The following is a 25,714-nucleotide window of genomic DNA, read 5'->3' as shown; positions in this document are numbered from 1 at the left end:
TGCCTAGCCCGCCAGCTCCGGCATGCCCGGGAACGGGGTCGGGGCGGCACCCCAGGTGTTGAGCGTGACGGCCGACTCGACCAGCAGGTCCACCAGGGCACCGCGCGTGCTCGCCGCCGTCGTGCCCACCAGGCTCGCGTAGTCGGTGGCGAGGCCGTGCGCCAGGGCGCGCACCAGGGCGGCGTCGTCGTCGTCCCGCGGGACCGCGTACGCGACGCGGCGCGGGTCCTGGTCGGTGCCCGCGACGCCCCCGAGCACGGCCCACGCCTGCGCCCGCTCGCCGTGCTCCCGCGAGAGCGCGAGCAGGCGGGCGCGAGCCTCGCCGCTGGTGCGCGCGGCCCGCACCTCGAGCGCGAAGCGCGCGCCGTCCTCGGCGAGCACGAGAGCGCGGTAGTCGGACGCCGAGAGGCCCTCGGGCGGAACCGCGTCCTGCGCGCCCGGCGGTGTCGTCGCGACGCCGCCCGGCTCGCCGGGCGACGGGCTCGGCGACGCGGTGGCCGTGACGGGCTCGGGCACCACGGGGCTGACGGGGTCCGGCCCCGGCACGCCGGCCAGGTCCGCGAGGCGGACGGCCGAGACGGTCTGCGAGGCGCCGATCGAGGCCACGAGCCGGGCCAGGTCGCCGCCGGTGGTGGTGGTCGCGGCCGTGCGGCTGCGACCCGCGGCGTCGACCAGGGCGCCGACGACGTCGGCAGGCGTGGCCGGCGGCGGGGTCGTCGTCGCCGTGGGTGACGGCTCGATGCCCGGGTCGGCGGCGAGGCCCGAGTGGTACAGGCCGCCGAGCGCGTCCGCCTGCGCGTGCGCGTCCGTCGCGACCCGGGAGAGCTCGGTGGAGACGGGGTCCGGCAGCCCCGCGGTGGCCCGGGCCGACTCGGCCAGCTCGGCGACGCCGAGCGCGTCGGCGACGGCGGTGCGGCGCACCTGCTCGGTCGCGTCCGGCTTGGGCTCGGCGGGCGGGGACGTCTCGAGCCGCACGCCGCAGCCGCCCAGCAGGCCTGCGAGGAACACCGCGGCGAGGCCCGCTGCGAGGCGGGCCGAACGGCGGTCCCGGCGGGTCGTGCGGGGCGGCTGGAGTTCCATCGCTCCGATCCTGCCACCCGCCGCGCACCGCCGAGTGTGTGCCATGTCGCGTGGTGCGCCGCGCTGCGACGTGCGGTTTCGGGTCGTGCGACGCGGTGCGCCCGTTACGCTTGACGACGCACAACAACACACCGGTCGCGCCTGGCCGTGAGTGACCAGCCGGAAGGCCGACGGGAGGCAGACGATGGCAGGGCCCAGGGACGAGCGGAACCGCTCCGGCGGTTCGGCGACCGCGGACGCGGTGCGACGGGTGGTGACCCCGGCGGTCGACGCCGAGGGGCTGTGGCTCGAGGACGTGACCACGACGCGCGCCGGGTCGCGGTCCGTCGTGCGCGTGACGGTGGACCTGCCCGAGGACCAGGTCGGGAGCCTCGGCTCCGACGCCCTCGGCGAGGTCTCGCGCGCGATCTCCGCGGCGCTCGACGCCGACGACGTCGTGCACGGTGTGTATGTGCTCGAGGTCTCCACGCCCGGTACCTCCCGCCCGCTCACGGAGCCGCGCCACTTCCGGCGCGCCCGCACCCGGCTGGTGACGCTGACCCTGACCGACGGCGGCGAGGCCGCGGGCCGTCTCGAGGACGTCGTCGACGACGGCGGCGAGCCGGTCCTCGTGCTCGACGACGGCGCGCGCGTGCCGGTCGCCGCGGTGCGGCGAGGCCGCGTGGAGGTCGAGCTCAAGCGTCTCGAGGACGCCGAGCTGGGCGACGACCTGGACGCTGACGACGACGCTGACGATGCTGACGACGCGGGCCGGTCCCGCACCCTGGAGGGCTGACATGGAGATCGACATGACAACGCTGCGACTGCTCGAGCGTGAGCGGGACATCAGCCTGGACGTGCTCGTCGAGGCGATCGAGCAGGCGCTGCTGTCGGCCTACCACCGCACGCCGGACTCCTACCACCGGGCCCGCGTCGAGGTGGACCGCCGCACGGGCCACGTGACGGTGTGGGCGCGCGAGGAGATCCGCACCCCCGACCCGGAGGACCCGGAGGCCCGTCCTGTGGTCGACCTCGGCCCCGAGTTCGACCACACGCCGGGGGACTTCGGCCGCATCGCGACCGCCACGGCCCGCCAGGTCATCGTCCAGCGCCTGCGCGACGCCGAGGACGACCAGGTCCTCGGCTTGTTCCGCGGCAAGGAGGGCGAGGTCATCGCGGGCGTCATCCAGCAGGGCCGCGACCCGCGCCTCGTGCTGGTCGACGTCGGGGGCACGGAGGCCGTGCTGCCGCCGCACGAGCAGGTGCCGACCGAGGAGTACACGCACGGCGAGCGCCTGCGCGCGTACGTCGTCGAGGTGTCGCGTGGCGCGAAGGGCGCGCAGGTGACGCTGAGCCGCACGCACCCCGGCCTGGTTCGCAAGCTGTTCGAGCTCGAGGTCCCCGAGGTGGCGGACGGCTCGGTCGAGATCACCGCGATCGCGCGCGAGGCGGGCCACCGGTCCAAGGTCGCCGTGCGCTCCAAGGTGCCCGGCCTCAACGCCAAGGGCGCCTGCATCGGCCCGATGGGCGCGCGCGTGCGGGCCGTGATGGCGGAGCTGCACGGGGAGAAGATCGACATCGTCGACCACTCCGACGACCCGGCGCGGTTCGTGGGCAACGCACTGTCGCCCGCGCGCGTGACGTCCGTCACCGTCGTCGACGAGGAAGCCCGGGCCGCCCGCGCCGTCGTGCCGGACTACCAGCTCTCGCTGGCGATCGGCAAGGAGGGGCAGAACGCCCGCCTGGCTGCGAAGCTCACCGGCTGGCGCATCGACATCCGCTCCGACGAGGCCGCCGACCCCGGCGCGCCGGCGCGTGCGGGGGATCGCGAGCAGCCATGAGGCAGGCGGCGTCGGACGCGGCGGTTCCTTCGCCGCCCGTCCCGCGCGCTAGACTGTCGGCGACCGGGCCGCGCGCCCAGGATCCAGTACGCCCCCGCACCCCCTCACCGGCACCCGTTGCCGGGCCGGTGCGCACGTGCGTCGGATGCCGGGAGCGCGACCTGCGGTCGGCACTCCTGAGGCTGGTCCTCGTGCCGGACGCCGCGGCAGGGGCCTCGCCCCGCGTCGTGGTGGACGAGCGCAAGGCCCTGCCGGGGCGCGGCGCCTGGGTCCATCCTTCCGCCGCGTGCCTGGACCTCGCCGTTCGACGGCGGGCCGTGCCGCGCGCACTGCGCGTGACCGCCCCGCTCGACCTGGCGGCCGTCCGGGACCACCTGGAGCCCACCGACCGTTGACCAACGGTCACCTGAGCACGTCTGCCGCGCTGCGCTGTAGACAGTTCCCGACCGGGGCCACCGAGCCCCGGCCGCACCACGCGTACGTCGACAAGGAAGCGGGTCTGAAGCCGATGGGCACCCGATGAGTCCCCAGCGATGAGTACTCGGTACTAACCACGGTCCACCCTGTCCCGGGGAGGGCCGAGACAGGAGAGAAGTGGCGAAGGTCCGCGTGCACGAGCTCGCAAAAGAGCTCGGCGTGACTAGCAAGGCCCTGCTGGACGATCTGAAGTCCGCAGGGGAATTCGTGCGCTCGGCGTCCTCGACGCTCGAGGCGCCTGTCGAGCGCATGATGCGCGAGAAGCACAAGAGCCCTGCCGAGGCTGCTGCCCCGGCCAGGACGACCCCGGCCCCGAAGGCGACCCCGGCTCCCAAGGCCGCTCCCGCCCCGCGGGCGGAGGCGCCTGCGCCTCAGGCGGCGGCCCCAGCGGCCCCCGCGGCCGCACCTGCAGCCCCGGCTCCGGCCGTCCAGGCTGTCCAGGCCCCGGCTCCGATCGCGACGCCGGCACGCCCGGCCCCGGCCGCCCGCCCGGCGGCTCCGGCCCCGGCCGCGTCGGCGGTCCCGCAGGAGACCACGGCCCGGCCCGCTGCGCCGCGCCCGGCTGCCGGTGCCCCGCGCCCCGGTGCCCCGCGTCCCGCCGCCGGCGGCGACCGCGGTGACCGCGGTGACCGTGGTGGCCGTCCCGGTGCTCCGCGCCCGGGCAACAACCCGTTCGCCTCGTCGCAGGGCATGCCGCGCCAGGGCGGGCGCCCTGGCGCCGGTGCCGGCGCCGGTGCGCCGCGTCCGGGCAACAACCCCTTCGCCTCCAGCCAGGGGATGCCCCGCCCGGGGCAGCGCCCTGACCGCGACGGCGTGCGCAACGAGAACGCCCCGGCCGCCTCGGCCGGCGAGCGTCCGGGCGGTCCCCGTCCGGGCGGTCCTCGTCCCGGCGGCCCGCGTCCTGCGGCGCCGCGTCCGGGCGGCGGTCCGCGCCCGAACCCGGGCATGATGCCCGGCCGCACCTCCATGCCGCGTCCGGGCGAGCGCCCGGCCGGAGCCGGAGCAGGTGGCGGCGCAGGTGGCGGCCGCGGCCGTCCCGGCGGCGGTGGCGGTGGCGGCTTCGGTGGGCGTCCCGGCGGTGCCGGTGGTCCCGGCGGTGCTCCCGGTGGCGGCGGCGGTTTCGCCGGTCGTCCCGGTGGCGGCGGCGGGCGCGGTGGCGCCGGCCGTGGCTCCACGCAGGGTGCGTTCGGCCGCGCAGGCGGCCGTCCGGTCCGCGGGCGGAAGTCGAAGCGCGCGAAGCGGCAGGAGTTCGAGGCGATGCAGGCGCCGTCGCTGGGCGGCGTGTCCGTCCCGCGCGGTAACGGCTCGACCACGATCCGCCTGCGTCAGGGTTCGTCCCTGAACGACTTCGCCGACAAGATCGACGCGAACCCGGCGTCGCTGGTCACGGTGCTGTTCCACCTCGGTGAGATGGCGACGGCGACGCAGTCGCTCGACGAGGCGACGTTCGGCGTCCTCGGCCAGGAGCTCGGCTACAAGATCGAGATGGTCTCGGCCGAGGAGGAGGACCGCGAGCTGCTCGGGGCCTTCGACATCGACCTGGATGCCGAGCTCGAGGCGGAGTCCGACGAGGACCTCGCGCCGCGCCCGCCGGTCGTCACCGTCATGGGTCACGTCGACCACGGCAAGACCAAGCTCCTCGACGCCATCCGCCGGACGGACGTCGTCGCGGGCGAGGCCGGCGGTATCACCCAGCACATCGGTGCCTACCAGGTGCGCACGGAGCACGAGGGCATCGAGCGGGCCATCACGTTCATCGACACCCCGGGCCACGAGGCGTTCACCGCCATGCGTGCCCGTGGTGCCCAGGTCACGGACATCGCGATCCTCGTGGTCGCGGCCGACGACGGCGTGATGCCTCAGACGATCGAGGCGCTCAACCACGCCCAGGCGGCCGGCGTGCCGATCGTGGTCGCGGTCAACAAGGTGGACAAGGAGACGGCCAACCCGGCCAAGATCCGCCAGCAGCTGACCGAGTACAACCTGGTCGCGGAGGAGTACGGCGGCGAGACCATGTTCGTCGACGTCTCGGCGAAGAACCGCGTGGGCATCGACAACCTCCTCGAGGCCGTCCTGCTCACCGCGGACGCGGCGCTCGACCTGCGTGCCAACCCGGACAAGGACGCGCGCGGTGTCGCGATCGAGGCCAACCTCGACCGCGGCCGCGGTGCCGTCGCCACCGTCCTGGTGCAGTCCGGCACGCTCCAGGTCGGCGACGCGATCGTCGCGGGCACGGCCCACGGCCGCGTGCGTGCGATGTTCGACGAGCACGGCGACGCGGTGAGTGCCGCGGAGCCGGCGCGCCCGGTCCAGGTCCTGGGTCTGTCGTCGGTGCCGAGCGCCGGTGACACGTTCCTGGTCGCCCCGGACGAGCGCACCGCCCGTCAGATCGCCGAGAAGCGCGAGGCCGCCGAGCGTGCCGCCCTCCTGGCCAAGCGCCGCAAGCGCATCAGCCTCGAGGACTTCACCAAGGCGCTCGAGCTGGGCAAGGTCGAGACCCTCAACCTCGTCATCAAGGGTGACGTGTCCGGTGCCGTCGAGGCACTCGAGGACGCGCTGCTCAAGATCGACGTGGGCGCAGAGGTCGAGCTGCGCGTCATCCACCGCGGTGTCGGCGCGATCACGCAGAACGACGTGAACCTGGCCACGGTCGACAACGCCGTGATCATCGGCTTCAACGTCAAGTTCGGCGAGCGCGTCGAGGACCTGGCGGACCGCGAGGGTGTCGAGGTCAAGTTCTACTCGGTCATCTACCAGGCGATCGACGACGTCGAGGCGGCCCTCAAGGGCATGCTCAAGCCGGAGTACGAGGAGGTCCAGCTCGGGACCGCGGAGATCCGTCAGGTCTTCCGCTCCTCGAAGTTCGGCAACATCGCCGGTTCGATCATCCGCTCGGGCTCGATCCGACGGAACGCGAAGGCGCGCGTCCTGCGCAACGGCAAGGTCGTCGGGGACAACCTCACGATCGAGTCGCTGCGTCGCGAGAAGGACGACGTCACCGAGGTCCGCGAGGGCTTCGAGTGCGGTATCGGCCTCGGGTCGTACAACGACGTCAACGAGGGCGACATCATCGAGACGTTCGAGATGCGCGAGAAGCCGCGTTCCTGACAACGTCTGACCAACGACGGCGGCCCGGGAGTCCTCTGGACGCCCGGGCCGTCGCCGCCCCACCCCGCGAGTCTCCTCGCTTCGCTGCGGGGACTCGCGGGGACCCCGGGGAGTCGTACTGCAGAAAGGACAATCGGTCATGACCGAGAACCCGCGTTCCAAGCGGCTCGCCGACCGCATCAAGGTCATCGTCGCGCAGATGCTCGACACCCGGATCAAGGACCCCCGCCTGGGGTTCGTCACCGTCACCGACGTGCGGGTGACCGGCGACCTGCAGATGGCGTCGGTCTTCTACACCGTCTACGGCTCCGACGAGGAGCGCGCCGGCACGGCCGCGGCGCTCGACAGCGCCAGGGGCCTCATCCGCTCGGAGGTCGGCAAGCAGACCGGCATCCGGCTGACGCCGTCGATCGACTTCCACCTCGACACGGTCCCGGAGACGTCCGCGCACCTGACGGCCGCCCTCGACGAGGCCCGGCGCCGCGACGAGGAGCTGGTCGCGCTGCGCGCCGGCAAGCCGTTCGCCGGTGAGGAGGACCCGTACAAGAAGCCGCACGAGCACGACGAGGACCTCGACGAGGACGAGGACTGAGCCCTTCGTGACCGAGCAGCAGCGCCCGCCGCGGCGCCCCACCGCGCCCGACGGGTTCGTCGTGGTCGACAAGCCGGCCGGCTGGACGAGCCACGACGTCGTCGGGCGCGTGCGGCGCCTGGCCGGCACCCGCAAGGTCGGCCACGCCGGGACGCTCGACCCTATGGCCACCGGCGTGCTCGTGGTCGGCATCGGGAGGGCCACCAGGCTCCTCACGTACGTCGTCGGCGCGGACAAGGCGTACGACGCGACGATCCGCCTCGGCGTCGGCACCACCACGGACGACGCCGAGGGCGAGGTCCGCGCCGCGCCGGGGTTCGTCGGCACCGCCGACGACGACGCGCTGCGCGCGGCGGTCGCGGACCTGACCGGTGACATCCGCCAGGTGCCCACGACGGTCTCGGCGATCAAGGTCGGCGGGAAGCGCGCGTACGCTCTCGCGCGGGCCGGCGAGGAGGTCGAGCTCAAAGCCCGCCCGGTCACGGTCGGCGAGTTCACGGTCCATGGGTCCCGGCCCGCGGTGGCCGAGGGCTCGAGCGTGCCGGTCCTCGACCTCGACGTCACCGTCGTCGTCTCGTCCGGCACCTACGTGCGCGCGCTCGCACGCGACCTGGGCGCTGCGCTGGGCACCGCGGGGCACCTCACCGCGCTGCGGCGCACCCGCGTCGGCGGGCACACGCTCGACCAGGCGCGCACGCTCGAGGCCATGGAGGCGCAGGCCGACGCCGAGGGCGTGCTCGCGACGATCCCGATGGCGCAGGCCGCCGCCGCCGACCTCCCGGTCCGCGAGCTGACCGACGACGAGGCGCGCGACCTCGGGTTCGGCCGCTGGGTCGCCCCGAGCGACCGGCCCGGCACGGTTGCGGCCGTCGGGCCTGACGGCGCATTGATCGCACTCCTGGAGGACACCCGGCGGCAGGGGCAGCCGCTGGCCAAGCCGGTGCTGGTGCTCGCCCCGGCAAGCTGAGGGCGAGCTCGACCCCGGGGAGCACCGCCCCCGCGGCCACGAGCCCCGCACCGACGGCGATGGCCCGATCTCGTGCCTGCCGGACAAGTCGCAGGGCTGACCGCGGCACGGAATCGCGTGGCACCACCTGCGGTTGCGTACCCTGGAGCGACGCCGACCGCCGTCGGCGCCACGAACGACCCGAGGAGCAGCGCGCGTGCAGGTGTGGCATGACCTGGCCCAGGCGGCCGAGGCCTTCGCGGGGGGTGCCGTGGGCGAGGCGGGCCGTTCGTCGTCGGTAGTGACGATCGGCAACTTCGACGGCGTGCACCGCGGCCACCGCTCCGTGCTCGGCCGCGTCGTCGGCCTCGCCAGGGCGGACGGCCGCGCCGCCGTCGCCGTGACGTTCGAGCCGCACCCGGCGCAGGTGCACCGCCCGGACGACGCGCCCGAGCTGCTCACCGGCCTGCGCGACCGCCTCGAGCTGCTCGCCGAGACCGGCCTCGACGCCGTCCTCGTGGTCGAGTACACGCTCGACCTCGCCGCCCTGACGCCCGAGGAGTTCGTGACGCGCTACCTGGTCGAGGCGCTGCGGGCCCGCACCGTCGTCGTCGGGCACGACGTGCGCTTCGGCAAGGGCAACTCCGGCTCCCTGGCCACCATGGTCGAGCTCGGGGGAGCCCACGGCTTCGAGGTCGTGGCCGTCGACGACGTCGGCGAGTGCCGCCCGCTGACCGTGGGCGGCAGCGCGCGCTGGTCCAGCTCGGCGGCGCGGGCCCTGCTCGCGGAGGGCGACGTCGCCGCGGCCATCGACGTGCTCGGCCGGCCGCACCGGCTGCGCGGCGTCGTCGTGCACGGCGACGCGCGCGGTCGCCTGCTCGGCTTCCCGACGGCGAACCTGGGCGGCATCCAGGGCATGGTCCCCGCCGACGGCGTCTACGCCGGCCGCCTGCACCGGCCGCAGCTCGCGACCGCCGACCCCGGGAACCCTGACTGCGTGCTGCCGGCCGCGGTCTCGGTCGGCACCAACCCCACCTTCGACGGCGTCGAACGGCGCGTGGAGGCGTACGTGCTCGACCGGGACGACCTCGAGCTCTACGACGAGGAGGTCGTCGTGGAGCTGGTCGAGCGCCTGAGGCCGACGCTCCGGTTCGACAGCGTCGACGCCCTGGTCGTGCAGATGCACGCCGACGTCGACCGGGCACGCGACCTCCTGAGGTGACGTGCGGCACGCGCCGCTCGGTCGGGGGCGCGGGGCTCCGCTGTTAAGATGACCAGGCCGTATGAACGGCCGCGGATCGAGAGCGCCCGGTGGAACAGCCCCGGAGCACCGCGCAACTGACACCGAGGAGAGCCACATGCCGCTCGACATTGCCACCAAGAAGGCGATCATCACCGAGTACGCCACCCACGAGGGTGACACCGGCTCGCCCGAGGTGCAGATCGCGCTCCTGACCCAGCGCATCAAGGACCTGACCGAGCACCTCAAGGCGCACAAGCACGACCACCACTCGCGCCGTGGCCTGCTCCTGCTCGTCGGCCAGCGCCGTCGTCTCCTGGGCTACCTCCAGAAGATCGACATCGAGCGCTACCGCTCGCTCATCGAGCGGCTCGGCCTGCGTCGCTGACGCTCCTCGACCGAGCCGCATGCGGCAGCGCTTGTGGCCCGCCTCCGGCGGGACGTCTGCGCCGCTGACCATCTGACGCCGATCCGGCCCGGTCCCTCTCGCAGGGGCCGGGCCGGTCTGGTGAGATGTACCGGTAACCAGTACCTAGAAGAACCACCCCCGCGCCGGGCCTCCGTCCGGTCCTCGGTAGTGACCTCCCGACCTTCCGCTCTCGCCCGCAAGGAGCGGGGGCAGCGTCGGTGGGCCTCGATCGAAGACCGCCGGGGTCGGCGCCGTCGCAGAACGGAGGGCACCCATGGAGGGTCCCGAGATCCAGTTCGCCGAGGCCGTCATCGACAACGGCCGCTTCGGCACCCGCACCGTCCGCTTCGAGACGGGCCGCCTGGCCCGCCAGGCAGCCGGCTCAGTCGCCGCGTACCTGGACGGCGAGACGATGCTCCTGTCGGCCACCACGGCCGGTAAGCACCCCAAGGACCAGTTCGACTTCTTCCCCCTGACGGTGGACGTCGAGGAGCGCATGTACGCCGCGGGCCGCATCCCCGGCTCGTTCTTCCGCCGCGAGGGCCGCCCCTCGACCGAGGCGATCCTGGCCTGCCGTCTCATCGACCGCCCGCTGCGCCCGCTCTTCGTCAAGGGCCTGCGCAACGAGGTCCAGGTCGTCGTGACCGTCCTGGCGATCCACCCGGACGACGCGTACGACGTCCTCGCGATCAACGCCGCGTCGCTGTCCACGCAGATCTCCGGCCTGCCCTTCTCGGGCCCGGTCGCGGGCGTGCGCGTCGCGCTCATCGACGGCCAGTGGGTCGCCTTCCCGAAGTACTCGGACAAGGAGCGCGCCGTCTTCGAGATGGTCGTCGCCGGCCGCATCGCGGGCGACGACGTCGCGATCGCGATGATCGAGGCCGAGGCCACCGACGACGCGTGGAAGCTCATCCGCGAGGACGGCGTCCAGGCCCCGAACGAGGAGGTCGTGGCCGAGGGCATCGAGGCGTCCAAGCCGTTCCTGCGCGCCCTGTGCGAGGCGCAGGCCGCCCTGGCCGCCCAGTCGGCCAAGGAGGTCCAGGAGTTCCCGCTGTTCCCGGACTACCAGCCCGACGCCTATGCCGCTGTCGAGGCCGCCGTCGCGGCCCCGGCCGCCGAGGCTCTCACCATCGCCGACAAGCAGGACCGCGAGAACCGTCTGGACGAGCTCAAGGCGCAGGTCGTCGCCGAGCTCGCCGGCCAGTTCGAGGGTCGCGAGAAGGAGCTGTCGGCTGCCTTCCGCTCGCTGCAGAAGCAGCTCGTGCGCCAGCGCGTGCTCACCGACGGCGTCCGCATGGACGGCCGTGGCCTGCGCGACATCCGCACGCTCTCGGCCGAGGTCGAGGTTCTCCCCCGCGTGCACGGCTCGGCGCTGTTCGAGCGCGGCGAGACCCAGATCCTGGGCGTCACCACGCTGAACATGCTGCGCATGGAGCAGCAGATCGACTCGCTCGGGCCGGTCACGCGCAAGCGCTACATGCACAACTACAACTTCCCGCCGTTCTCCACGGGTGAGACGGGCCGCGTCGGTTCGCCGAAGCGCCGCGAGATCGGCCACGGTGCGCTCGCCGAGCGCGCGCTCGTGCCGGTGCTGCCGTCGCGCGAGGAGTTCCCGTACGCGATCCGTCAGGTGTCCGAGGCCCTCGGCTCCAACGGCTCGACGTCGATGGGCTCGGTCTGCGCCTCGACGCTGTCGATGCTCAACGCCGGTGTGCCGCTCAAGGCGCCGGTCGCGGGCATCGCGATGGGCCTCATCTCCGACACCGTCGACGGTGAGACCCGCTACGCGGCGCTCACCGACATCCTCGGTGCCGAGGACGCCTTCGGCGACATGGACTTCAAGGTCGCCGGCACGCGCGAGTTCGTCACGGCCATCCAGCTCGACACCAAGCTCGACGGCATCCCCGCCTCGGTGCTGGCCGGCGCGCTGACCCAGGCCCGCGAGGCGCGCCTGACGATCCTCGACGTCATCAACGAGGCGATCGACACGCCGGACGAGATGTCTCCGAACGCCCCGCGCGTCATCACGGTGAAGGTGCCGGTCGACAAGATCGGCGAGGTCATCGGCCCGAAGGGCAAGATGATCAACCAGATCCAGGAGGAGACCGGCGCCGACATCTCGATCGAGGACGACGGCACGGTCTACATCGGCGCCACCGACGGCCCGTCGGCGGAGGCCGCGCGTGCGGCGATCAACGCGATCGCGAACCCGCACGTCCCCGAGGTGGGCGAGCGCTTCGTCGGCACCGTCGTCAAGACGACGTCGTTCGGCGCGTTCATCTCCCTCTCCCCGGGCAAGGACGGCCTGCTGCACATCTCGCAGATCCGCAAGCTCGTGGGCGGCAAGCGCGTCGAGAACGTCGACGACGTGCTGTCCGTGGGCCAGAAGGTGCAGGTCGAGATCGGCGAGATCGACCCGCGCGGCAAGCTGTCCCTCGTGGCCGTGACCGACGAGGACGAGAAGGCGGCCGAAGCCCCCGTCGAGTCCTCGGAGCCGGCCGAGGCCTGAGCATGACCTGGCACCTCCCGCTCGCGGCTGCGGGCGAGCCGGGTGCCGAGCTGACCGCCGGGCAGGACGGTGCGACGATCCGTCGCTCCGTCCTGCCCGGCGGCGTCCGCGTGCTCACCGAGCACATGCCGGGCCTGCGCTCGGCAACCGTGGGCGCCTGGGTCGGCGTCGGCTCCCGGGACGAGACCGACGGGCACTACGGCTCGACGCACTTCCTCGAGCACCTGCTGTTCAAGGGCACCACGCGACGCACGGCGATGGACATCGCCGAGGCGTTCGACGCCGTCGGCGGCGAGGCCAACGCCGCGACGGGCAAGGAGCACACGTGCTACTACGCGCGCGTGCTCGACACCGACCTGCCGATGGCGATCGACGTCATCTCCGACATGGTCACCTCTGCGCGCCTCGACGAGGCCGAGCTCGAGACCGAGCGCGGTGTCATCCTCGAGGAGCTCGCGATGAACGACGACGACCCGAGCGACGTCGTGCACGAGGAGTTCTCCCAAGCAGTCTTGGGCACGCACCCGCTCGGACGACCCATCGGCGGCACGCCTGACACCATCCGCGCCGTGCCCCGCGACGCCGTCTGGGAGCACTACCGCTGGCACTACCGCCCCGAGACGCTCGTCGTCGCGGCGGCCGGCGGCGTCGACCACGACACCGTGGTGGCGCAGGTGACCGAGGCGCTGGGTCAGGGCGGCTGGTCGCTCGAGGGGGCCGTCGCACCGCGCGGCCGGCGATCTGCCCTCGAGGAGACCGACGGCGTGCCCACCGAGGGCATCGAGCTGTCGGTGCGCCGCACGGTCGAGCAGGCGAACGTCGTCGTCGGCTCTACGGGGCTCACGGCCACCGACGACCGCCGGTTCGCGCTCAGCGTGCTCAGCGCCGTGCTCGGCGGCGGGATGAGCTCGCGCCTGTTCCAGGAGATCCGCGAGCGCCGCGGCCTCGCCTACTCGACGTACTCGTTCGCCGCGGGTCATGGCGGTCTCGGCACGTTCGGCCTGTACGCGGGCTGCGCGCCGGCGAAGGTCGACGTCGTCGAGAAGCTGCTGCACGAGGAGCTCGACCGGCTCGCCCTGGACGGCATCACCACCGCCGAGCTGGAGCGCTCCGTCGGCCAGCTCTCGGGCGGGCTCGTGCTGGGCCTCGAGGACTCCGGCTCGCGCATGAGCCGGCTCGGCAAGGCCGAGCTCGTCTTCGGCGAGATCCTCAGCCTCGAGGAGTCGCTCGAGCGCATCCGCGCCGTGACCACCGACGACGTCCGCGATCTCGCGGCCGACCTGGCCGCGCGACCGCGGTCGGTGGTGCGCGTCGGTCCCTTCGGCGACTAGCCACCACCCACCCAGATGGAGAAGCGTTGACCGAGAAGATCCGCGTCGCCGTGCTCGGCGCCGCCGGGCGCATGGGCGCCACGACCTGCGCCGCCGTCGACGCCGCGCCCGACCTCGAGCTGGTGGCCCAGGTCGAGGCGGGCGACGACGTCGCCGCGGCGGTGCGTGACGCCGGCGCCGACGTGGCGGTCGACTTCACCGTCCCGGCGGTCACCGAGGCGAACGTGCACGCCCTGCTCGACGCGAGCGTGCACGCCGTCGTCGGCGCGACGGGCTGGACCGACGAGTCGCGCGCGCGGGTCGCCGAGCACGCCGCGCAGATCAACACGGGCCGCCCCGAGGGGCAGGGCCTCGGCGTCGTCATCGCGCCGAACTTCGGCCTCTCCGCGGTGCTCGCCATGAAGTTCGCCGCGCAGGCCGCGCGGTACTTCGAGTCGGCCGAGGTCGTCGAGCTGCACCACCCGAACAAGGTCGACGCGCCGTCCGGGACGGCCCGGCACACCGCCGCCGCGATCGCGGCCGCGCGCGCCGAGGCGGGGCTCGGCCCGATGCCCGACGCGACCGAGACCGGGTGGGAGGCGCGCGGCGCCGACGTCGACGGCGTGCGCGTGCACGCGGTGCGGCTGCGCGGCCTCGTGGCGCACGAGGAGGTGCTCCTCGGGAACCCGGGCGAGCAGCTCGTGATCCGCCAGGACTCGTTCGACCGCGTGTCGTTCATGCCGGGCGTGCTGCTGGCGGTGCGGCAGGTCGCGTCGCGGCCAGGCCTGACCGTGGGGCTCGAGCACCTGCTGGACCTCTGATGGCTGCCGCCGTGCGGCGCCGCCTGCCGCGCGGGATGCTCGGGGCGATCGTCGTCACGCTGCTGCTCGCGCTGTACGTGTGGGCGATCGTGGGGCGCGGGGTCGCGATGATCCGCACCGGTGAGCCCGTGGTCGTGGCGATCGGGATCGGCGCGCTGATCCTGCCGCTGCTCGTGGTGCTGCTCATCGCGGCCGAGTTCCGCCTCGCCACGCGCGTGCAGCGCATGGCCGACACGCTCGCCGCGACGGGCGAGCTGCCCGTCGACGACCTGCCGCGCTCGCCGGGCGGGCGGGTCGACCGGGCCGCCGCGGACGCCGCGTTTGCCCCCTACCGCGACGCGGTCGAGGCCGAGCCCGAGAGCTGGAGGGCCTGGTACCACCTGGCGTTCGCGTACGACGCCGCGGGCGACCGCAAGCGGGCGCGCGCGGCCCTGCGGAAGGCGTCGTCGCTCTACTGACGGCTCGGTATCGAGGCGTCAGTCCGCCAGGCGCGTCCAGCAGTACAGGGTGTGACGGACCTCGATCGCCCGGCGTGCCAGCGACGCCAGGGAGGCGACCGCGCCCCCCAGCCGCAGCGGCTGGTGCTGCGGTCCGAGCGTGCGCAGCTCGGGCGTGCGCGCCCAGCGTGCGGCGACCTCGACCAGGCGTGCCGCAGAGGCCTCGGCGAGCGAGTGCACCAGCCCGTCCGACAGCGTGACGACCCATGGGCCCTCGTCGGCGCCGCCGACCACCTGCCCGTGCCGAGGAGCGGCGGTGCACTCGCGGTACGGCCGGCCCGACAGGATCTCGTGCAGCGTGCCGAGCATGACGAACGGGTCGATCGACGGCATCGGCACCGTGTCGAAGAGCGGCTCGCCCGAGCCCTCCGCCCGCGCGGACGGGCCTTCCCTTTCCAGCAGCGCGAGCGCGGCGACGTCGTCGGACGCGGCCGCGAAGTACTCGGTCACGATGCCCGTCCTCGTGCGCGTCCTCGCCATCGCACCATCGTGCGACCCGCGTGCTAGCGGCGTGTCACGGGCGTGTCACGGCTGCGTGACGAGGGCCTCGCAGCGGCTCGGGCCGGCCCGGTCAGGCGGCCTCCTCGGCCTCCAGCACGGCGTCGAGGTCCCCGTGCGTCGGCACCCAGGTCACCGCTGCGAGGGTCAGCCCGACGACGAGCAGGGCCGCCGTGAGCAGGAACGGGTAGGTGCGGTCGATGCCCGAGAGCCACCCTGAGATCCAGCCGAACGGGGCTGCGGCCAGCATGACGACCGTGCGCTGCAGCGCCATGACGCGCGAGCGCTCCGCCGGGTCGACGTGCAGCGCGACGAGCGACTCCGAGAGCATGAACATCATGCCGCCGCCGAACGCGTCGAGCAGCAGGCACACCCCCAGGAACACATAGGTCGTGGTGGTGGCGGAGCCCTCCGCGGCCGGGATCGCGACCAGCAGCAGCTGACCAGCCAGGTAGACGCCGAACCCCCACAGGGTGGGCCGCTTGAGGTCGACCGCCGTCGTCAGGCGGGGGATGAGCGTGAAGAACAGGAGCACCGACAGCAGCGAGCGCACCATCGGGAAGAAGGGCAGAGCGGCGTCCGGCACGTGCAGGTGCTGGCTGACCAGGACCTGCCAGAAGGTGCCGTTGACGAGCGTCACCGCGGCGACGAGCGCCATGATGGCGAGCGACAGCAGCGAGCCCTTCGAGCGCAGCAGCAGGCCTGCCACGCCGCGGTACCCGGCCAGCAGGCTCCAGACGCTCTGCCCGCGCGTCTCCGCCATGCGCACCCGGCCCTGGCGGGTCTCCGACGACCAGCGGTACAGCCAGATGATCTTCGCCGTCATGATCACCGCGGCGTTGACGAACAGGATCCGCACCGCGGCGTCGAGGCCGAGCTGGGCCACCAGGATCGCCGCGATGGGCGCGAACAGCGCGGAGCAGTCCGCCGCGACCTTGACGAGCGAGTAGATCCGCGTGATCTTGCCGCGCTCCGCGTCCTCGACCATGAGGGCGTCCCAGGAGTTCTGGGTCACCTGCCACGCGCCGTTGACCAGCGAGGCCGCGAGGAAGAACCAGAAGTTCTGCGCGAACGCCCAGATGATGCACGGGATCACCCAGGCGACGACGTCGAACCACGCCGTCGTCGCGCGCCGCCCGAGGCGGTCCGTGATGATCCCGCCCGCGAGCCCGAAGAACACCTGCGACACCATGCCGACGGTCGCCAGCAGGCCGATCTGCTCGTCGCGCAGACCGACGCCCAGCATGAAGACCGAGAGGTACGGCAGGACCAGCGCCATGGACAGGCCCCACAGGGGCTCGGTCCACACGCAGGCGCGGGGGTTGCCCTTGAGCTGGTGGAGGGTCCCCCACAGGGAGTCGCCGGTGGATCGCATCGGGCAAGTCAACCAGCAAGCAGGGGCGTCGCGGCAGGTCGGGCGTGGGAGGGGAGCGCTGCCGTCACAGCAGCGCGGACCAGCGACGCTCCACGACGCTGCGCACCCCGTCGTCGTCCATCCCGACGGCGAGCGCCCGCTCAGGACCGTCGGGGCCGAGCCCCGACTCGGCGAGGAAGCGCTCGCGCGCGGTGTCGCTGTCGAGCACCCAGGTGACGATCTCCTCGGCGCCGTCGGCGCGCAGCCTGTCGACCGCGGCCGAGAGCAGGCGCGAGCCGTGCCCGCGGCGCCGGTGGTCGGGGTCCACCTCGAGGGTGAGCAGCTGCCCGGGCGCCACGGCCGCGAACCCGACGACGGTCGGCCCGGCCAGCGCGACGAACACCGCGAACCCCGGCCCGGGAGGCGCGGTGACGGCTTCGGCCCAGCGCGCGCGGACGGCGTCGCCGTCGACGAGGTCCACGACGGCGTCCCCGAGCGCCGGCGCCTGGCGCCACGCGGCGGTCTGGACGCGGGTCACGGCGGACTCGTCGCCGGAGACCGCGGGGCGGACGGAGACGTCGGCGGTCGCACCTTCGGCGGACGTGAACAGGGCCATGGGGCTGACCGTACCCGCCCGTCAGCCCCAGCCGAGCGCGCGCACGCCCGCCGCCGTGGCCCCCGCGAGGATCACCACGACGACGAACGGCGCCCGCAGCACCAGCGCGACGCCGGCGACCGCGAGCGCGGGCAGGCGGGCGTCGACGGTGACGCCGCGGCCGGCGCCGAGCGTCTGCACGACGACGAGCGAGGCGAGCAGCGCGACCGTGACGAGCGAGGTCAGGCGGGCGACCCGCGGGTCGGAGAGCCAGTGCTCGGGCACGAGGTGCCCGGCGAGCTTGAGCGCGAAGCACGCGAGCGAGGCGAGCAGGACGGTCGCCCAGAGGACGGCGGCGGTCATGCCGAGGGTCCTTCGTCGACGACGGCGGGCTCGGTGGCCTCGAGCTCGGCCTCGGCAGCGTGCACGGCCCGGAACGGTTCCGCGCCCCCGGCGCGCCGCCCCGCCACGAGCCCGACGACGATCGCGGACGCGGCGGCCGCGAGCACCGGGATGCCCGCCGGCACCACGGGGATGAGCGCGGCTGACACCACCACCGCGATGGCGGCCACGAGCTGGGCCGTGCGCGAGGCGAGCCGCGGCCACACGAGCGCGAGGAACGCGGCCGCGGCGGCGGCGTCGAGCCCCCAGGCGCGCGGGTCGCCCATCGCCCCGCCGGCGAGCGCGCCGAGCAGCGTGAACGCGTTCCAGAGCACGAACACGCCGGCGCCCGCGACCCAGAACCCGGCACGTGCGGCCCGGCGGTCGGGCTGGGCGGAGGAGACGGCCGCCGACTCGTCGATCGTGAGCTGCGCAGCCACCACCCGGCGCAGCCCGCGCACGCCCAGCGGCGGCGCGACGACGGCGCCGTAGAGGGTGTTGCGGGCACCGAGCAGCACGGCGGTCGCGACGGCGGCGACCGGCGACCCGCCTGCACCGACCACGCCGACGAGGGCGAACTGCGAGCCGCCCGAGAACAGGAGGAGGCTGAGTGCCATCGTGGGCAGCACGCCGACCCCCGCGGCCACCGACAGGGCACCGAAGGAGACGCCGTACAGGCCGGTGGCGACCGCGACCGACAGTCCCTGCCGCACGGCCGCGCGCACGGCCGGGGTGGTGGGGGCTTGCGTCACCGAGCCACTGAACCACGCGGGGCACGGGAGGCGCCCGGGTGTCTCAGGGGGATCAGAGCGCCACGTACACCGTCTCGAGGTACTCCTCGATCCCCGCCTCGCCGCCCTCGCGGCCGAGCCCCGACTGCTTGACGCCGCCGAACGGCGCGCTCGCGTCCGAGACCATGCCGCGGTTGATGCCGATCATCCCGGCCTCGAGCTCGTCGCCCAGGCGCATCGCACGATCGAGCGAAGTCGTGTACGCGTAGGCGGCGAGCCCGTGCTCGGTGTCGTTCGCCAGGGCGATCGCCTCGTCGTCGTCGGCGAACGCGAGGACGGGCGCGACGGGCCCGAAGATCTCCTCGCGGGACACGCGCGCGTCGGGGTCGACGCCCGCCAGCACCGTCGGGCGGTAGAAGTAGCCCTTGCGGCCCAGCCGCTCGCCCCCGGTGAGCACCTGCGCGCCGCGCCCGGACGCGTCGCCGACGAGCTCGTCGACCTTGTCGACGGCGGCGGAGTCGATGAGCGGACCGAGGTCGACGCCGTCGTCGGCGCCCGGGCCCAGGCGCAGCGCCTCGAACCGCTCCGCGAGGCGGCGCGCGAACTCCCGGGCCAGGGAGTCGTGCACGAGGAACCGGTTGGCGGCGACGCACGACTGCCCGCTGTTGCGCAGCTTGGCCACCATGGCGCCCTCGACGGCCGCGTCGAGGTCGGCGTCGGCCATGACGACGAAGGGCGCGTTACCGCCCAGCTCCATCGACACGTTGAGCACCTGGCCGGCCGCCTGCGCGAGCAACGACCGCCCGACGCCGGTGGAGCCGGTGAACGACAGCTTGCGCAGGCGCGGGTCGGTCAGGAGGGGCGAGGTGGCGTCGCCCGCGCGGGACGTGGGGACGATGTTGACGACACCGGCCGGCAGGCCGCGGTCCTCGAGCTCGGAGCGCAGCACCTCGGCGACGAGCATCGTGGTCAACGGCGCGAGCTGCGCCGGCTTCACGACGACGGTGCACCCGGCCGCCAGGGCCGGGCCGATCTTGCGGGTGGCCATCGCGATGGGGAAGTTCCACGGCGTGATGAGCAGCGCAGGCCCGACCGGCCGGCGCTGGACGAGCTGGCGGTTGGCCCCGGCCGGCGCTCTCCGGTGGAGGCCCGGGAAACGGACGGCCTCCTCCGCGTACCAGCGAAAGAAGTCGGCCCCGTAGAGCACCTCGGCGCGGGCCTCGGCGCGCGTCTTGCCGCACTCGGCGGTAATGAGGGCGGCGATGTCGTCGGCGCGGGCGACGATGCGCTCGTAGACCCCGCGCAGCAGCTCCCCGCGCTCGCGCGGCGCGGTCGCGCGCCAGGCGGGCGCGGCGTCGTGCGCGGCCGCGAGCGCACGGCGTGCGTCCTCCGGAGAGGCGTCGGCGACGTCGAAGAGGACCTCCTCGGTCGCGGGGTCCACCACCTCGAACGTGCGGCCGCCCGTGGCCGGGCCCCAGTGCCCGCCGACCAGCAGGCCGGTCGGCAGGTGGGACACGAGGGCGGGGGACAGCGCGATGCTCATGGTCAGAGCATGCCTCGCACGGGCTCGCCCCGCCGCGTGGCGGGTTGGGGCGGGCCCCGGCCGGTACGGTAATCCCATGGCACTGACGTCCAACCCCGCCCGCCCCTTCGGATCGGTGCTCACCGCGATGGTGACGCCGATGACGTCCGACGGCGACGTGGACCTCGAGGCGGCCCGCACGCTCGCGACCTGGCTGGTCGACCACGGCTGCGACGGCCTCGTGCTCAACGGCACCACCGGCGAGGCGCCCACCACGCACGCGCCGGAGAAGGCCGACCTGGTCGCCGCCGTCGTCGACGCCGTCGGGGACCGCGCCGCCGTCCTCGCCGGCGCGGGCTCGAACGACACGCTGCACGCGGCCCGCATGGCCGAGCAGGCGGCCGAGGCCGGCGCCGACGGCCTGCTCGTCGTCTCGCCGTACTACTCGCGGCCCTCGCAGGAGGGCCTGGCCCGCCACATGGAGGCCGTCGCCGAGGCCGGCGGCAAGCCCGTCATGCTCTACGACGTCCCCGCCCGCGCGGGCGTCCGCATCGCCGCCGACACCTACGCGCGCCTCGCGCAGCACCCGCTGATCGTTGCCACGAAGGACGCGACGGGCGACGTCGCCGCGGCCGCGGGCCTCGCGGCGCGCACGGGGCTGGCCTGGTACTCGGGCGACGACGCGCTGCTGCTGCCGTTCCTCGCGCACGGCGGCGCCGGCGTCGTCTCCGTGGCCGCGCACGCCGTGCCCGACGCCTTCGCGCAGGTCATCACCGCCTGGGACGCCGGGGACACCGCCCGGGCGCTCAAGGCCTTCCGCACCACGCTGCCCGCGATCGCCGCACTCAACGGCGCGGGCTTCCAGGCCGTCATGGCCAAGGCCGCCGTCGAGGCGCTCGGCGTCGTGACCGGGCGCGCGGTCCGCATGCCGCTCGTCGCGGCGTCCGACGACGAGGCCGCCGCCGTGCGCGCCGGACTCGTCGACGCGGGCGTGCTCGCCGTGACCTCTTGAGCGCGGCCCTGGATCTTCGGCCGGCGGGACCGGCCACCCCTGTCCGCATCCCGACATCCCTGAGGGAGTCCCCGTGAGCCACCCGCATCCCGAGCTGACCCTGCCCCCACCCCTTCCCGTCGGCGGCCTGCGCGTCGTCGCGCTCGGAGGCCTCGGCGAGGTCGGGCGCAACATGGCCGTGCTCGAGCACGCCGGGCGCCTGCTGATCATCGACTGCGGCGTGCTGTTCCCCGAGGACAACCAGCCGGGCGTCGACCTGATCCTGCCGGACTTCGAGTACATCAAGAACCGCCTGAACGACATCGAGGCGATCGTGCTCACGCACGGGCACGAGGACCACATCGGCGCCGTGCCGTACCTGCTGCGGCTCAAGCGCGACATCCCGCTGATCGGCTCGCAGCTGACGCTCGCGTTCGTCGAGGCGAAGCTCAAGGAGCACCGCATCCAGCCCATCACGCTCGCCGTGAAGGAGGGGCAGACGGAGCAGCTCGGGGTGTTCTCCTGCGAGTTCGTCGCCGTCAACCACTCCATCCCGGACGCGCTCGCCGTCGCCGTCACGACGGCGGCCGGCACGGTGCTGCACACCGGCGACTTCAAGATGGACCAGCTGCCGCTCGACGGCCGCATCACCGACCTGCGGGCCTTCGCGCGCCTGGGGGAGCAGGGCGTCGACCTGTTCATGGTCGACTCCACCAACGCCGAGGTGCCGGGCTTCGTCACCCCCGAGGTCGAGATCGGGCCAGTGCTCGACTCGGTGTTCGCCCAGGCGGAGAAGCGCATCATCGTGGCCTCGTTCGCCTCGCACGTGCACCGCGTGCAGCAGGTGCTCAACGCGGCGCACAACCACGGGCGCCGGGTCGCGCTCGTCGGGCGTTCCATGGTCCGCAACATGGCGATCGCGGCCGACCTCGGCTACCTGCAGGTTCCCGAGGGCGTCCTCGTCGACCTCAAGAAGGCCGCAGACCTGCCCGACGACCGCATCGTCTACATGAGCACCGGCTCGCAGGGCGAGCCGATGGCCGCGCTGAGCCGGATGGCCAACGGTGACCACCAGGTGAAGGTGACCCACGGCGACACCGTCATCCTCGCGTCCTCGCTCATCCCGGGGAACGAGAACTCGGTGTTCCGCGTGATCAACGGGCTCACCCGCCTGGGTGCGCGCGTGGTGCACTCCGGCAACGCGAAGGTGCACGTCTCCGGGCACGCCTCGGCCGGGGAGCTCCTGTACTGCTACAACGTGCTGCGGCCCAAGAACGTCATGCCCGTGCACGGCGAGGTGCGCCACCTCGTCGCGAACGGCGCGCTCGCCGTCAAGACCGGCGTGCCCGCCGACCGCGTGGTGCTCGCCGAGGACGGCGTCGTCGTCGACCTCGTGGACGGCAAGGCGTCCGTGGTCGGCGCGGTGCCGTGCGGATACGTGTACGTGGACGGCTCGTCGGTCGGTGAGATCACCGAGGCCGAGCTCAAGGACCGCCGCATCCTCGGCGAGGAGGGCTTCGTCTCCGTCTTCGCCGTGGTCGACTCCGCGACCGGCAAGGTGCTGGCCGGCCCGCAGATCCTGGCCCGCGGCATGGCCGAGGACGCTGCCGTGTTCGAGGAGATCCGGCCCGAAGTCGTCAAGGCGCTCGAGGACGCGATCACGGCCGGGGCGGCGGACACCTACCAGCTCCAGCAGGTCATGCGACGCGTGGTCGGGCAGTGGGTCAACCGGCGCCTGCGGCGCCGGCCGATGATCGTCCCCATCGTCGTCGAGGCCTGAGGGCAGCAGGACGGCGACGTCCCCGGCCGGGGCGGGCACATGCCCGCCCCGGGCGGCGTGCCCGGCGTTCCGAACGGGTGAATTCGCCCGTTTGGCCCCAGATGCTGGGAGTGCCCTGGTCTGCGACTGCGAGACACCACTAGCCTGGCGCAACTGTCCCCCCTGGAGGTTGCGATGTCTGACCCGCTGTACGTCCCGCCGCCCGCGCCGGTGCCGGGTTCCGTGACCCCCCAGCAGGTGCTGGCGCCGACCGCGTCCGCGCCGATGCCGGCCTACGGTGCGTACGCGTCGCCGTACGGGGTTCCGCCTGCCGTCGGGTTCCGGGGCCCGTGGGGCGCGGCACCGCTGCGGGCGCCGCTGGGCCTGGGGGTCGCGACGATCGTGCTCGCCGCCGTCTGGACTGCCCTGCAGTTCGTGAGCCTTGCGACATCGTTCGACGCCGCCGACCAGTACGCCGCCGCGGCGGCGGCCGGGACGAGCGTCTTCAAGGTCAACACCGCCTACGACGGCTTGGGCCTCCTGACGGGGCCGGTGACCGTCGCCGCCTACGTCGTGGGCTGCTTGTGGCTGCAGGACAGCCGGCGGTTCGCCGAGGTCGTCGCACCGGCCGTCCGGCAGACTCGGGGCCGCGTCTGGGTCTGGCTTGGCTGGGTCGTCCCGGTCGTGTCGTTCTGGTTCCCGTACCAGGTCGTGCGCGATGTCGCGGCAGGCACCGGTGCGCGTGTGCGCTCGACCCTCGGGTGGTGGTGGGCCAGCTGGCTCGTCGCCCAGTGGCTGGCCGGGCAGGCGTCGTTCCTGGCCGCAGGATGGGGGTCGCGCGACCCGTCGACGCTCCCGACATTCGAGATGTGCGCGACGGCTGCGACGGTCGGCGGGTTCATCCTGTGGGTCCGCATCGTCCGGGCCGTCTCGGCGGGGCAGAGGGCGCGGCTGGCGACCATCGGCTAGGTGGCGACAGGCCGAGCCCTCTCAGCGGCCGCCGAGGTCAGCGGGCGACTGTGGCGCCGCGAGAAGCGCCGGGCCCACGGCACCGAGGGTCGCGTCGTAGCGGGCCGCGCGGGTGGCGTCGTCGCCCGGCGTGAGCCCGGCCAGCTCCAGGCTGACGATGCCGTGGACCAGCGACCAGAGGGCGAGAGCGACGTCCTCGGCGCCCTCGACCCGAAGGCGCGCGACGGCGTCGCGCAGCACGCGGAACGTCGGGCGCTCGACGGCGGGCGGGGCGCCCGCGCCGGGAGGGACTGCCCGCTCGAACATGACCCGGTAGAAGTGCGGGTCCTCGAGGGCGCTGTCGCGGTAGGCGACGCCCAGAGCGCGCAGGTCGGCGGCGGCGTCGTCGGTGCGGCTGACGGCCGCCAGACGCTCGCCGAAACGGCGGAAGCCTTCCTCGCTGACGGCGCCGACAAGTGCCTCACGCGACCCGAAGAGCGCGTACACCGCAGAGGCGCTGGTGCCGGCCCTCGCGGCGACGTCGCGCACGGTCACGGCGGCCTCGCCGTGCTCGGAGATGACCTCCGAGGTCACCTGGAGCAGGCGCGTGCGGAGCGCGTCGTCATGGAGCCTGGGCCGTGCCATGGACCGAGCGTAGAACCCTTGACCCGGATTTGCGAACGGCGTTTCATAACAGTGTTCGGAAATGTTGACCGGCACCCGCACTTGGGGGAGACATGCTCGAGATCAGCGACGCGGCCCGTGTGACCGCGGGGATCGTGATGCTGACCGTCGTCGGCATCGAGTCGGGCGGCGCGTTCCTGCTCGCGGTGGTGACCGGACGAGAGCGGGCCACCGACTTCCAGAAGTCCTTCTACCGGGCCGGGCACGCCCACGCCGGGGTGCTGGTGACGCTCGGGCTGGTGTGCCTGCTGCTCGCGGAGACGACGCCGCTCACCGGGGTCTGGCGCTGGGTCGCCGGGACGGGCGTCTTGTGGGCGGCGGTTCTTCTGCCCGCCGGGTTCTTCTTCTCGGCGATGGGTTCGGGCCGCACCTCGCCCAACCGGTGGGCGGTGCTCTTCGCGGTCGGCGCGCTCGTCCTGGCCACCGGTGTGGTCACGCTCGCGGTAGGGCTGTTACGGGCCTGAGCTCGCCCGTCCAGGACACCTCACGCCCCGGCGCGTCGCCCGACGAGGAAGGCGCGTTGCGCGGCGTGCTCGCCCGCCACCCACTCGTCGGCCAGCCGCGGGTCCGCCACTTCCGGCTCTGCCTCCGCCGGCGTGGACACCGCCGTCGCCGTCCGTTCGAGCGCCCGCAGATAGGCCCTGTCCGCCGCGAACCGGTCCAGGATCGCGTCGCGCCCGAACGTCACGGACCCGTGTCCGGGCACCAGCACCTCGACGTCGTACGTCTCGACCGCCCGCTCGAGCACGTCGAGCGCCCAGCGATAGTCCGCGAGCGGGTCGCCGGGCGCCCGGTCCGCGTCCCCGCCGGGCCCGACGTCGAGCAGCGGCACCTCGAGGTCGGACAGCATGTCCCCGGCCGCGAGCACGCCGCGGGTCACGAGGGCGAGGTGGCCGGGCGCGTGCGCGTCGTGGACGACGACGCGGCACCCACGCGGCACGGGCGGCGGGAGCGGCACGTCGGCGCCGGACGGCACCTCTGACGCCGTGCCGAGCGGGACCAGGTCCCCGAAGAGCGCACGCTCGTGCCCTGGCGCTGCCGCGCCGGCCTCGGTCCACCCGCGCTCGACGTCGCCGACCAGCGCCGCGATCGCCCGCGGCGTCGCAAGACGTGGCACGTTCCCGAGCGACCGCGACCAGAGCACGTGGTCCCAGTGCGGGTGCGTCGAGAGCCCGGCGGTGACGTGCCAACCGTGCGCGCGGACGGCGGCGGCGAGCCCCTCGACCTCGTCCGGCGTGATCCCCGGGTCGACGACGAGGGCAGCGCCGTCGTCGTCGACCACGACGACGGTGTTGGAGGTCCAGATCTTCGCCGTCGCGACCCAGACCCCGCTCGTGACCTCCGTCAGCTCACGCACACTCGCCCCTCTCGTGCCGCCCCCCACCGCGCCTCACGCTCTCCTGCATGGTTCCACGATGTTGCTCACCTGTGACGTGGCACAG

General features: G+C 73.9%; 25 protein-coding genes. 16 read left to right on the top strand and 9 right to left on the bottom strand.

The window, feature by feature from the left end; genetic code table 11:
- Positions 1 to 3: 3 nt before the first annotated feature.
- The gene (locus ACO4JP_RS13290) at positions 4 to 1,080 is read right to left on the bottom strand and encodes a DUF4439 domain-containing protein (protein ID WP_425954437.1); all 1,077 of its coding nucleotides are present in this window, start codon (positions 1,078 to 1,080) and stop codon (positions 4 to 6) included.
- 184 nt (positions 1,081 to 1,264) lie between these two features.
- Between ACO4JP_RS13290 and rimP the strand changes: the two genes are divergently transcribed.
- The 12 genes from rimP (at position 1,265) to ACO4JP_RS13230 (ending at position 14,770) form a co-directional block, all read left to right on the top strand.
- Positions 1,265 to 1,855, top strand: coding sequence for a ribosome maturation factor RimP (gene rimP / locus ACO4JP_RS13285; RefSeq protein WP_425954435.1), 591 nt, complete (start codon positions 1,265 to 1,267; stop codon positions 1,853 to 1,855).
- Position 1,856: 1 nt separating this feature from the next.
- Complete coding sequence (gene nusA, locus ACO4JP_RS13280) at positions 1,857 to 2,900, top strand: transcription termination factor NusA (RefSeq protein ID WP_425954433.1); 1,044 nt, start codon at positions 1,857 to 1,859, stop codon at positions 2,898 to 2,900.
- The gene (locus ACO4JP_RS13275) at positions 2,897 to 3,295 is read left to right on the top strand and encodes a YlxR family protein (RefSeq protein ID WP_425954431.1); all 399 of its coding nucleotides are present in this window, start codon (positions 2,897 to 2,899) and stop codon (positions 3,293 to 3,295) included. The genes nusA and ACO4JP_RS13275 overlap by 4 nt, the downstream gene beginning before the upstream one ends.
- Positions 3,296 to 3,494: 199 nt before the next feature.
- Positions 3,495 to 6,485 carry a translation initiation factor IF-2 gene (gene infB / locus ACO4JP_RS13270; RefSeq protein WP_425954429.1) on the top strand — a complete coding sequence of 997 codons (2,991 nt, stop codon included), beginning with the start codon at positions 3,495 to 3,497 and terminating at the stop codon, positions 6,483 to 6,485.
- A gap of 139 nt (positions 6,486 to 6,624) precedes the next feature.
- Positions 6,625 to 7,077 carry a 30S ribosome-binding factor RbfA gene (rbfA, locus tag ACO4JP_RS13265; RefSeq protein WP_425954427.1) on the top strand — a complete coding sequence of 151 codons (453 nt, stop codon included), beginning with the start codon at positions 6,625 to 6,627 and terminating at the stop codon, positions 7,075 to 7,077.
- A 7-nt stretch (positions 7,078 to 7,084) separates the two neighbouring features.
- The gene (truB, locus tag ACO4JP_RS13260) at positions 7,085 to 8,044 is read left to right on the top strand and encodes a tRNA pseudouridine(55) synthase TruB (protein ID WP_425954425.1); all 960 of its coding nucleotides are present in this window, start codon (positions 7,085 to 7,087) and stop codon (positions 8,042 to 8,044) included.
- 196 nt (positions 8,045 to 8,240) lie between these two features.
- Positions 8,241 to 9,245 (top strand): bifunctional riboflavin kinase/FAD synthetase, encoded by a 1,005-nt coding sequence (locus ACO4JP_RS13255; RefSeq protein ID WP_425954423.1) that lies wholly within the window; start codon positions 8,241 to 8,243, stop codon positions 9,243 to 9,245.
- A 136-nt stretch (positions 9,246 to 9,381) separates the two neighbouring features.
- Positions 9,382 to 9,651, top strand: a complete 270-nt coding sequence (gene rpsO / locus ACO4JP_RS13250; RefSeq protein ID WP_425954421.1) for a 30S ribosomal protein S15 — start codon at positions 9,382 to 9,384, stop codon at positions 9,649 to 9,651.
- 295 nt (positions 9,652 to 9,946) lie between these two features.
- Entirely contained in the window at positions 9,947 to 12,181 is a 2,235-nt protein-coding gene (locus ACO4JP_RS13245) for a polyribonucleotide nucleotidyltransferase (protein ID WP_425954419.1), read from the top strand.
- Positions 12,182 to 12,183: 2 nt separating this feature from the next.
- On the top strand, positions 12,184 to 13,512 hold the full coding sequence (locus ACO4JP_RS13240; RefSeq protein ID WP_425954415.1) for a M16 family metallopeptidase: 1,329 nt from the start codon (positions 12,184 to 12,186) through the stop codon (positions 13,510 to 13,512).
- A 26-nt stretch (positions 13,513 to 13,538) separates the two neighbouring features.
- Positions 13,539 to 14,312, top strand: coding sequence for a 4-hydroxy-tetrahydrodipicolinate reductase (gene dapB, locus ACO4JP_RS13235; protein WP_425954413.1), 774 nt, complete (start codon positions 13,539 to 13,541; stop codon positions 14,310 to 14,312).
- The gene (locus tag ACO4JP_RS13230) at positions 14,312 to 14,770 is read left to right on the top strand and encodes a tetratricopeptide repeat protein (RefSeq protein ID WP_425954411.1); all 459 of its coding nucleotides are present in this window, start codon (positions 14,312 to 14,314) and stop codon (positions 14,768 to 14,770) included. Before dapB ends, ACO4JP_RS13230 begins: the two co-directional genes overlap by 1 nt.
- 18 nt (positions 14,771 to 14,788) lie before the next feature.
- Here ACO4JP_RS13230 and ACO4JP_RS13225 read toward each other — a convergent pair whose 3' ends face one another.
- From ACO4JP_RS13225 to ACO4JP_RS13200, 6 genes are all read right to left on the bottom strand, one after another.
- Entirely contained in the window at positions 14,789 to 15,289 is a 501-nt protein-coding gene (locus tag ACO4JP_RS13225; protein WP_425954409.1) for a hypothetical protein, read from the bottom strand.
- Positions 15,290 to 15,380: 91 nt separating this feature from the next.
- Positions 15,381 to 16,682 (bottom strand): MFS transporter, encoded by a 1,302-nt coding sequence (locus ACO4JP_RS13220; RefSeq protein WP_425954407.1) that lies wholly within the window; start codon positions 16,680 to 16,682, stop codon positions 15,381 to 15,383.
- Between the two features lie 64 nt (positions 16,683 to 16,746).
- A complete protein-coding gene (locus tag ACO4JP_RS13215; RefSeq protein WP_425954405.1) occupies positions 16,747 to 17,277 on the bottom strand; it encodes a GNAT family N-acetyltransferase in 531 nt (176 codons plus the stop codon).
- 21 nt (positions 17,278 to 17,298) lie between these two features.
- Entirely contained in the window at positions 17,299 to 17,619 is a 321-nt protein-coding gene (locus ACO4JP_RS13210; protein WP_425954403.1) for an AzlD domain-containing protein, read from the bottom strand.
- Positions 17,616 to 18,389 (bottom strand): AzlC family ABC transporter permease, encoded by a 774-nt coding sequence (locus ACO4JP_RS13205; RefSeq protein ID WP_425954401.1) that lies wholly within the window; start codon positions 18,387 to 18,389, stop codon positions 17,616 to 17,618. The genes ACO4JP_RS13210 and ACO4JP_RS13205 overlap by 4 nt, the downstream gene beginning before the upstream one ends.
- Before the next feature lie 52 nt (positions 18,390 to 18,441).
- Entirely contained in the window at positions 18,442 to 19,911 is a 1,470-nt protein-coding gene (locus ACO4JP_RS13200) for an NAD-dependent succinate-semialdehyde dehydrogenase (RefSeq protein WP_425954399.1), read from the bottom strand.
- A 76-nt stretch (positions 19,912 to 19,987) separates the two neighbouring features.
- Here ACO4JP_RS13200 and dapA point away from each other — a divergent pair, with 76 nt between their 5' ends.
- The 3 genes from dapA (at position 19,988) to ACO4JP_RS13185 (ending at position 23,609) form a co-directional block, all read left to right on the top strand.
- On the top strand, positions 19,988 to 20,902 hold the full coding sequence (dapA, locus tag ACO4JP_RS13195; protein WP_425954397.1) for a 4-hydroxy-tetrahydrodipicolinate synthase: 915 nt from the start codon (positions 19,988 to 19,990) through the stop codon (positions 20,900 to 20,902).
- Between the two features lie 73 nt (positions 20,903 to 20,975).
- Positions 20,976 to 22,661 (top strand): ribonuclease J, encoded by a 1,686-nt coding sequence (locus ACO4JP_RS13190; protein ID WP_425954395.1) that lies wholly within the window; start codon positions 20,976 to 20,978, stop codon positions 22,659 to 22,661.
- A 174-nt stretch (positions 22,662 to 22,835) separates the two neighbouring features.
- Complete coding sequence (locus tag ACO4JP_RS13185) at positions 22,836 to 23,609, top strand: DUF4328 domain-containing protein (RefSeq protein ID WP_425954393.1); 774 nt, start codon at positions 22,836 to 22,838, stop codon at positions 23,607 to 23,609.
- Between the two features lie 21 nt (positions 23,610 to 23,630).
- Here ACO4JP_RS13185 and ACO4JP_RS13180 read toward each other — a convergent pair whose 3' ends face one another.
- Positions 23,631 to 24,233, bottom strand: coding sequence for a TetR/AcrR family transcriptional regulator (locus ACO4JP_RS13180; protein ID WP_425954391.1), 603 nt, complete (start codon positions 24,231 to 24,233; stop codon positions 23,631 to 23,633).
- A 92-nt stretch (positions 24,234 to 24,325) separates the two neighbouring features.
- Here ACO4JP_RS13180 and ACO4JP_RS13175 point away from each other — a divergent pair, with 92 nt between their 5' ends.
- Complete coding sequence (locus ACO4JP_RS13175; RefSeq protein WP_425954389.1) at positions 24,326 to 24,736, top strand: hypothetical protein; 411 nt, start codon at positions 24,326 to 24,328, stop codon at positions 24,734 to 24,736.
- Positions 24,737 to 24,756: 20 nt separating this feature from the next.
- On the opposite strand, the gene ACO4JP_RS13170 is transcribed toward ACO4JP_RS13175, so the two are convergent.
- Entirely contained in the window at positions 24,757 to 25,629 is an 873-nt protein-coding gene (locus ACO4JP_RS13170; RefSeq protein WP_425954387.1) for an MBL fold metallo-hydrolase, read from the bottom strand.
- Positions 25,630 to 25,714 lie beyond the last annotated feature (85 nt).

It is taken from the genome of Xylanimonas sp. McL0601, from assembly GCF_049852175.1.
In the GTDB taxonomy this organism is placed as follows: Bacteria; Actinomycetota; Actinomycetes; order Actinomycetales; family Cellulomonadaceae; genus Xylanimonas.
This window is presented reverse-complemented; position numbering and strand designations above follow the sequence as displayed.

Excerpts from the sequence above, each read along its gene's own strand:
- ACO4JP_RS13290 (WP_425954437.1), bottom strand. The coding sequence starts at position 1,080 with ATGGAACTCCAGCCGCCCCGCACGACCCGCCGGGACCGCCGTTCGGCC.
- rimP (WP_425954435.1), top strand. The coding sequence starts at position 1,265 with ATGGCAGGGCCCAGGGACGAGCGGAACCGCTCCGGCGGTTCGGCGACC.
- nusA (WP_425954433.1), top strand. The coding sequence starts at position 1,857 with ATGGAGATCGACATGACAACGCTGCGACTGCTCGAGCGTGAGCGGGAC.
- ACO4JP_RS13275 (WP_425954431.1), top strand. The coding sequence starts at position 2,897 with ATGAGGCAGGCGGCGTCGGACGCGGCGGTTCCTTCGCCGCCCGTCCCG.
- rbfA (WP_425954427.1), top strand. The coding sequence starts at position 6,625 with ATGACCGAGAACCCGCGTTCCAAGCGGCTCGCCGACCGCATCAAGGTC.
- rpsO (WP_425954421.1), top strand. The coding sequence starts at position 9,382 with ATGCCGCTCGACATTGCCACCAAGAAGGCGATCATCACCGAGTACGCC.
- ACO4JP_RS13245 (WP_425954419.1), top strand. The coding sequence starts at position 9,947 with ATGGAGGGTCCCGAGATCCAGTTCGCCGAGGCCGTCATCGACAACGGC.
- ACO4JP_RS13240 (WP_425954415.1), top strand. The coding sequence starts at position 12,184 with ATGACCTGGCACCTCCCGCTCGCGGCTGCGGGCGAGCCGGGTGCCGAG.
- ACO4JP_RS13230 (WP_425954411.1), top strand. The coding sequence starts at position 14,312 with ATGGCTGCCGCCGTGCGGCGCCGCCTGCCGCGCGGGATGCTCGGGGCG.
- ACO4JP_RS13225 (WP_425954409.1), bottom strand. The coding sequence starts at position 15,289 with ATGGCGAGGACGCGCACGAGGACGGGCATCGTGACCGAGTACTTCGCG.
- ACO4JP_RS13220 (WP_425954407.1), bottom strand. The coding sequence starts at position 16,682 with ATGCGATCCACCGGCGACTCCCTGTGGGGGACCCTCCACCAGCTCAAG.
- ACO4JP_RS13215 (WP_425954405.1), bottom strand. The coding sequence starts at position 17,277 with ATGGCCCTGTTCACGTCCGCCGAAGGTGCGACCGCCGACGTCTCCGTC.
- ACO4JP_RS13210 (WP_425954403.1), bottom strand. The coding sequence starts at position 17,619 with ATGACCGCCGCCGTCCTCTGGGCGACCGTCCTGCTCGCCTCGCTCGCG.
- ACO4JP_RS13200 (WP_425954399.1), bottom strand. The coding sequence starts at position 19,911 with ATGAGCATCGCGCTGTCCCCCGCCCTCGTGTCCCACCTGCCGACCGGC.
- dapA (WP_425954397.1), top strand. The coding sequence starts at position 19,988 with ATGGCACTGACGTCCAACCCCGCCCGCCCCTTCGGATCGGTGCTCACC.
- ACO4JP_RS13185 (WP_425954393.1), top strand. The coding sequence starts at position 22,836 with ATGTCTGACCCGCTGTACGTCCCGCCGCCCGCGCCGGTGCCGGGTTCC.
- ACO4JP_RS13180 (WP_425954391.1), bottom strand. The coding sequence starts at position 24,233 with ATGGCACGGCCCAGGCTCCATGACGACGCGCTCCGCACGCGCCTGCTC.
- ACO4JP_RS13175 (WP_425954389.1), top strand. The coding sequence starts at position 24,326 with ATGCTCGAGATCAGCGACGCGGCCCGTGTGACCGCGGGGATCGTGATG.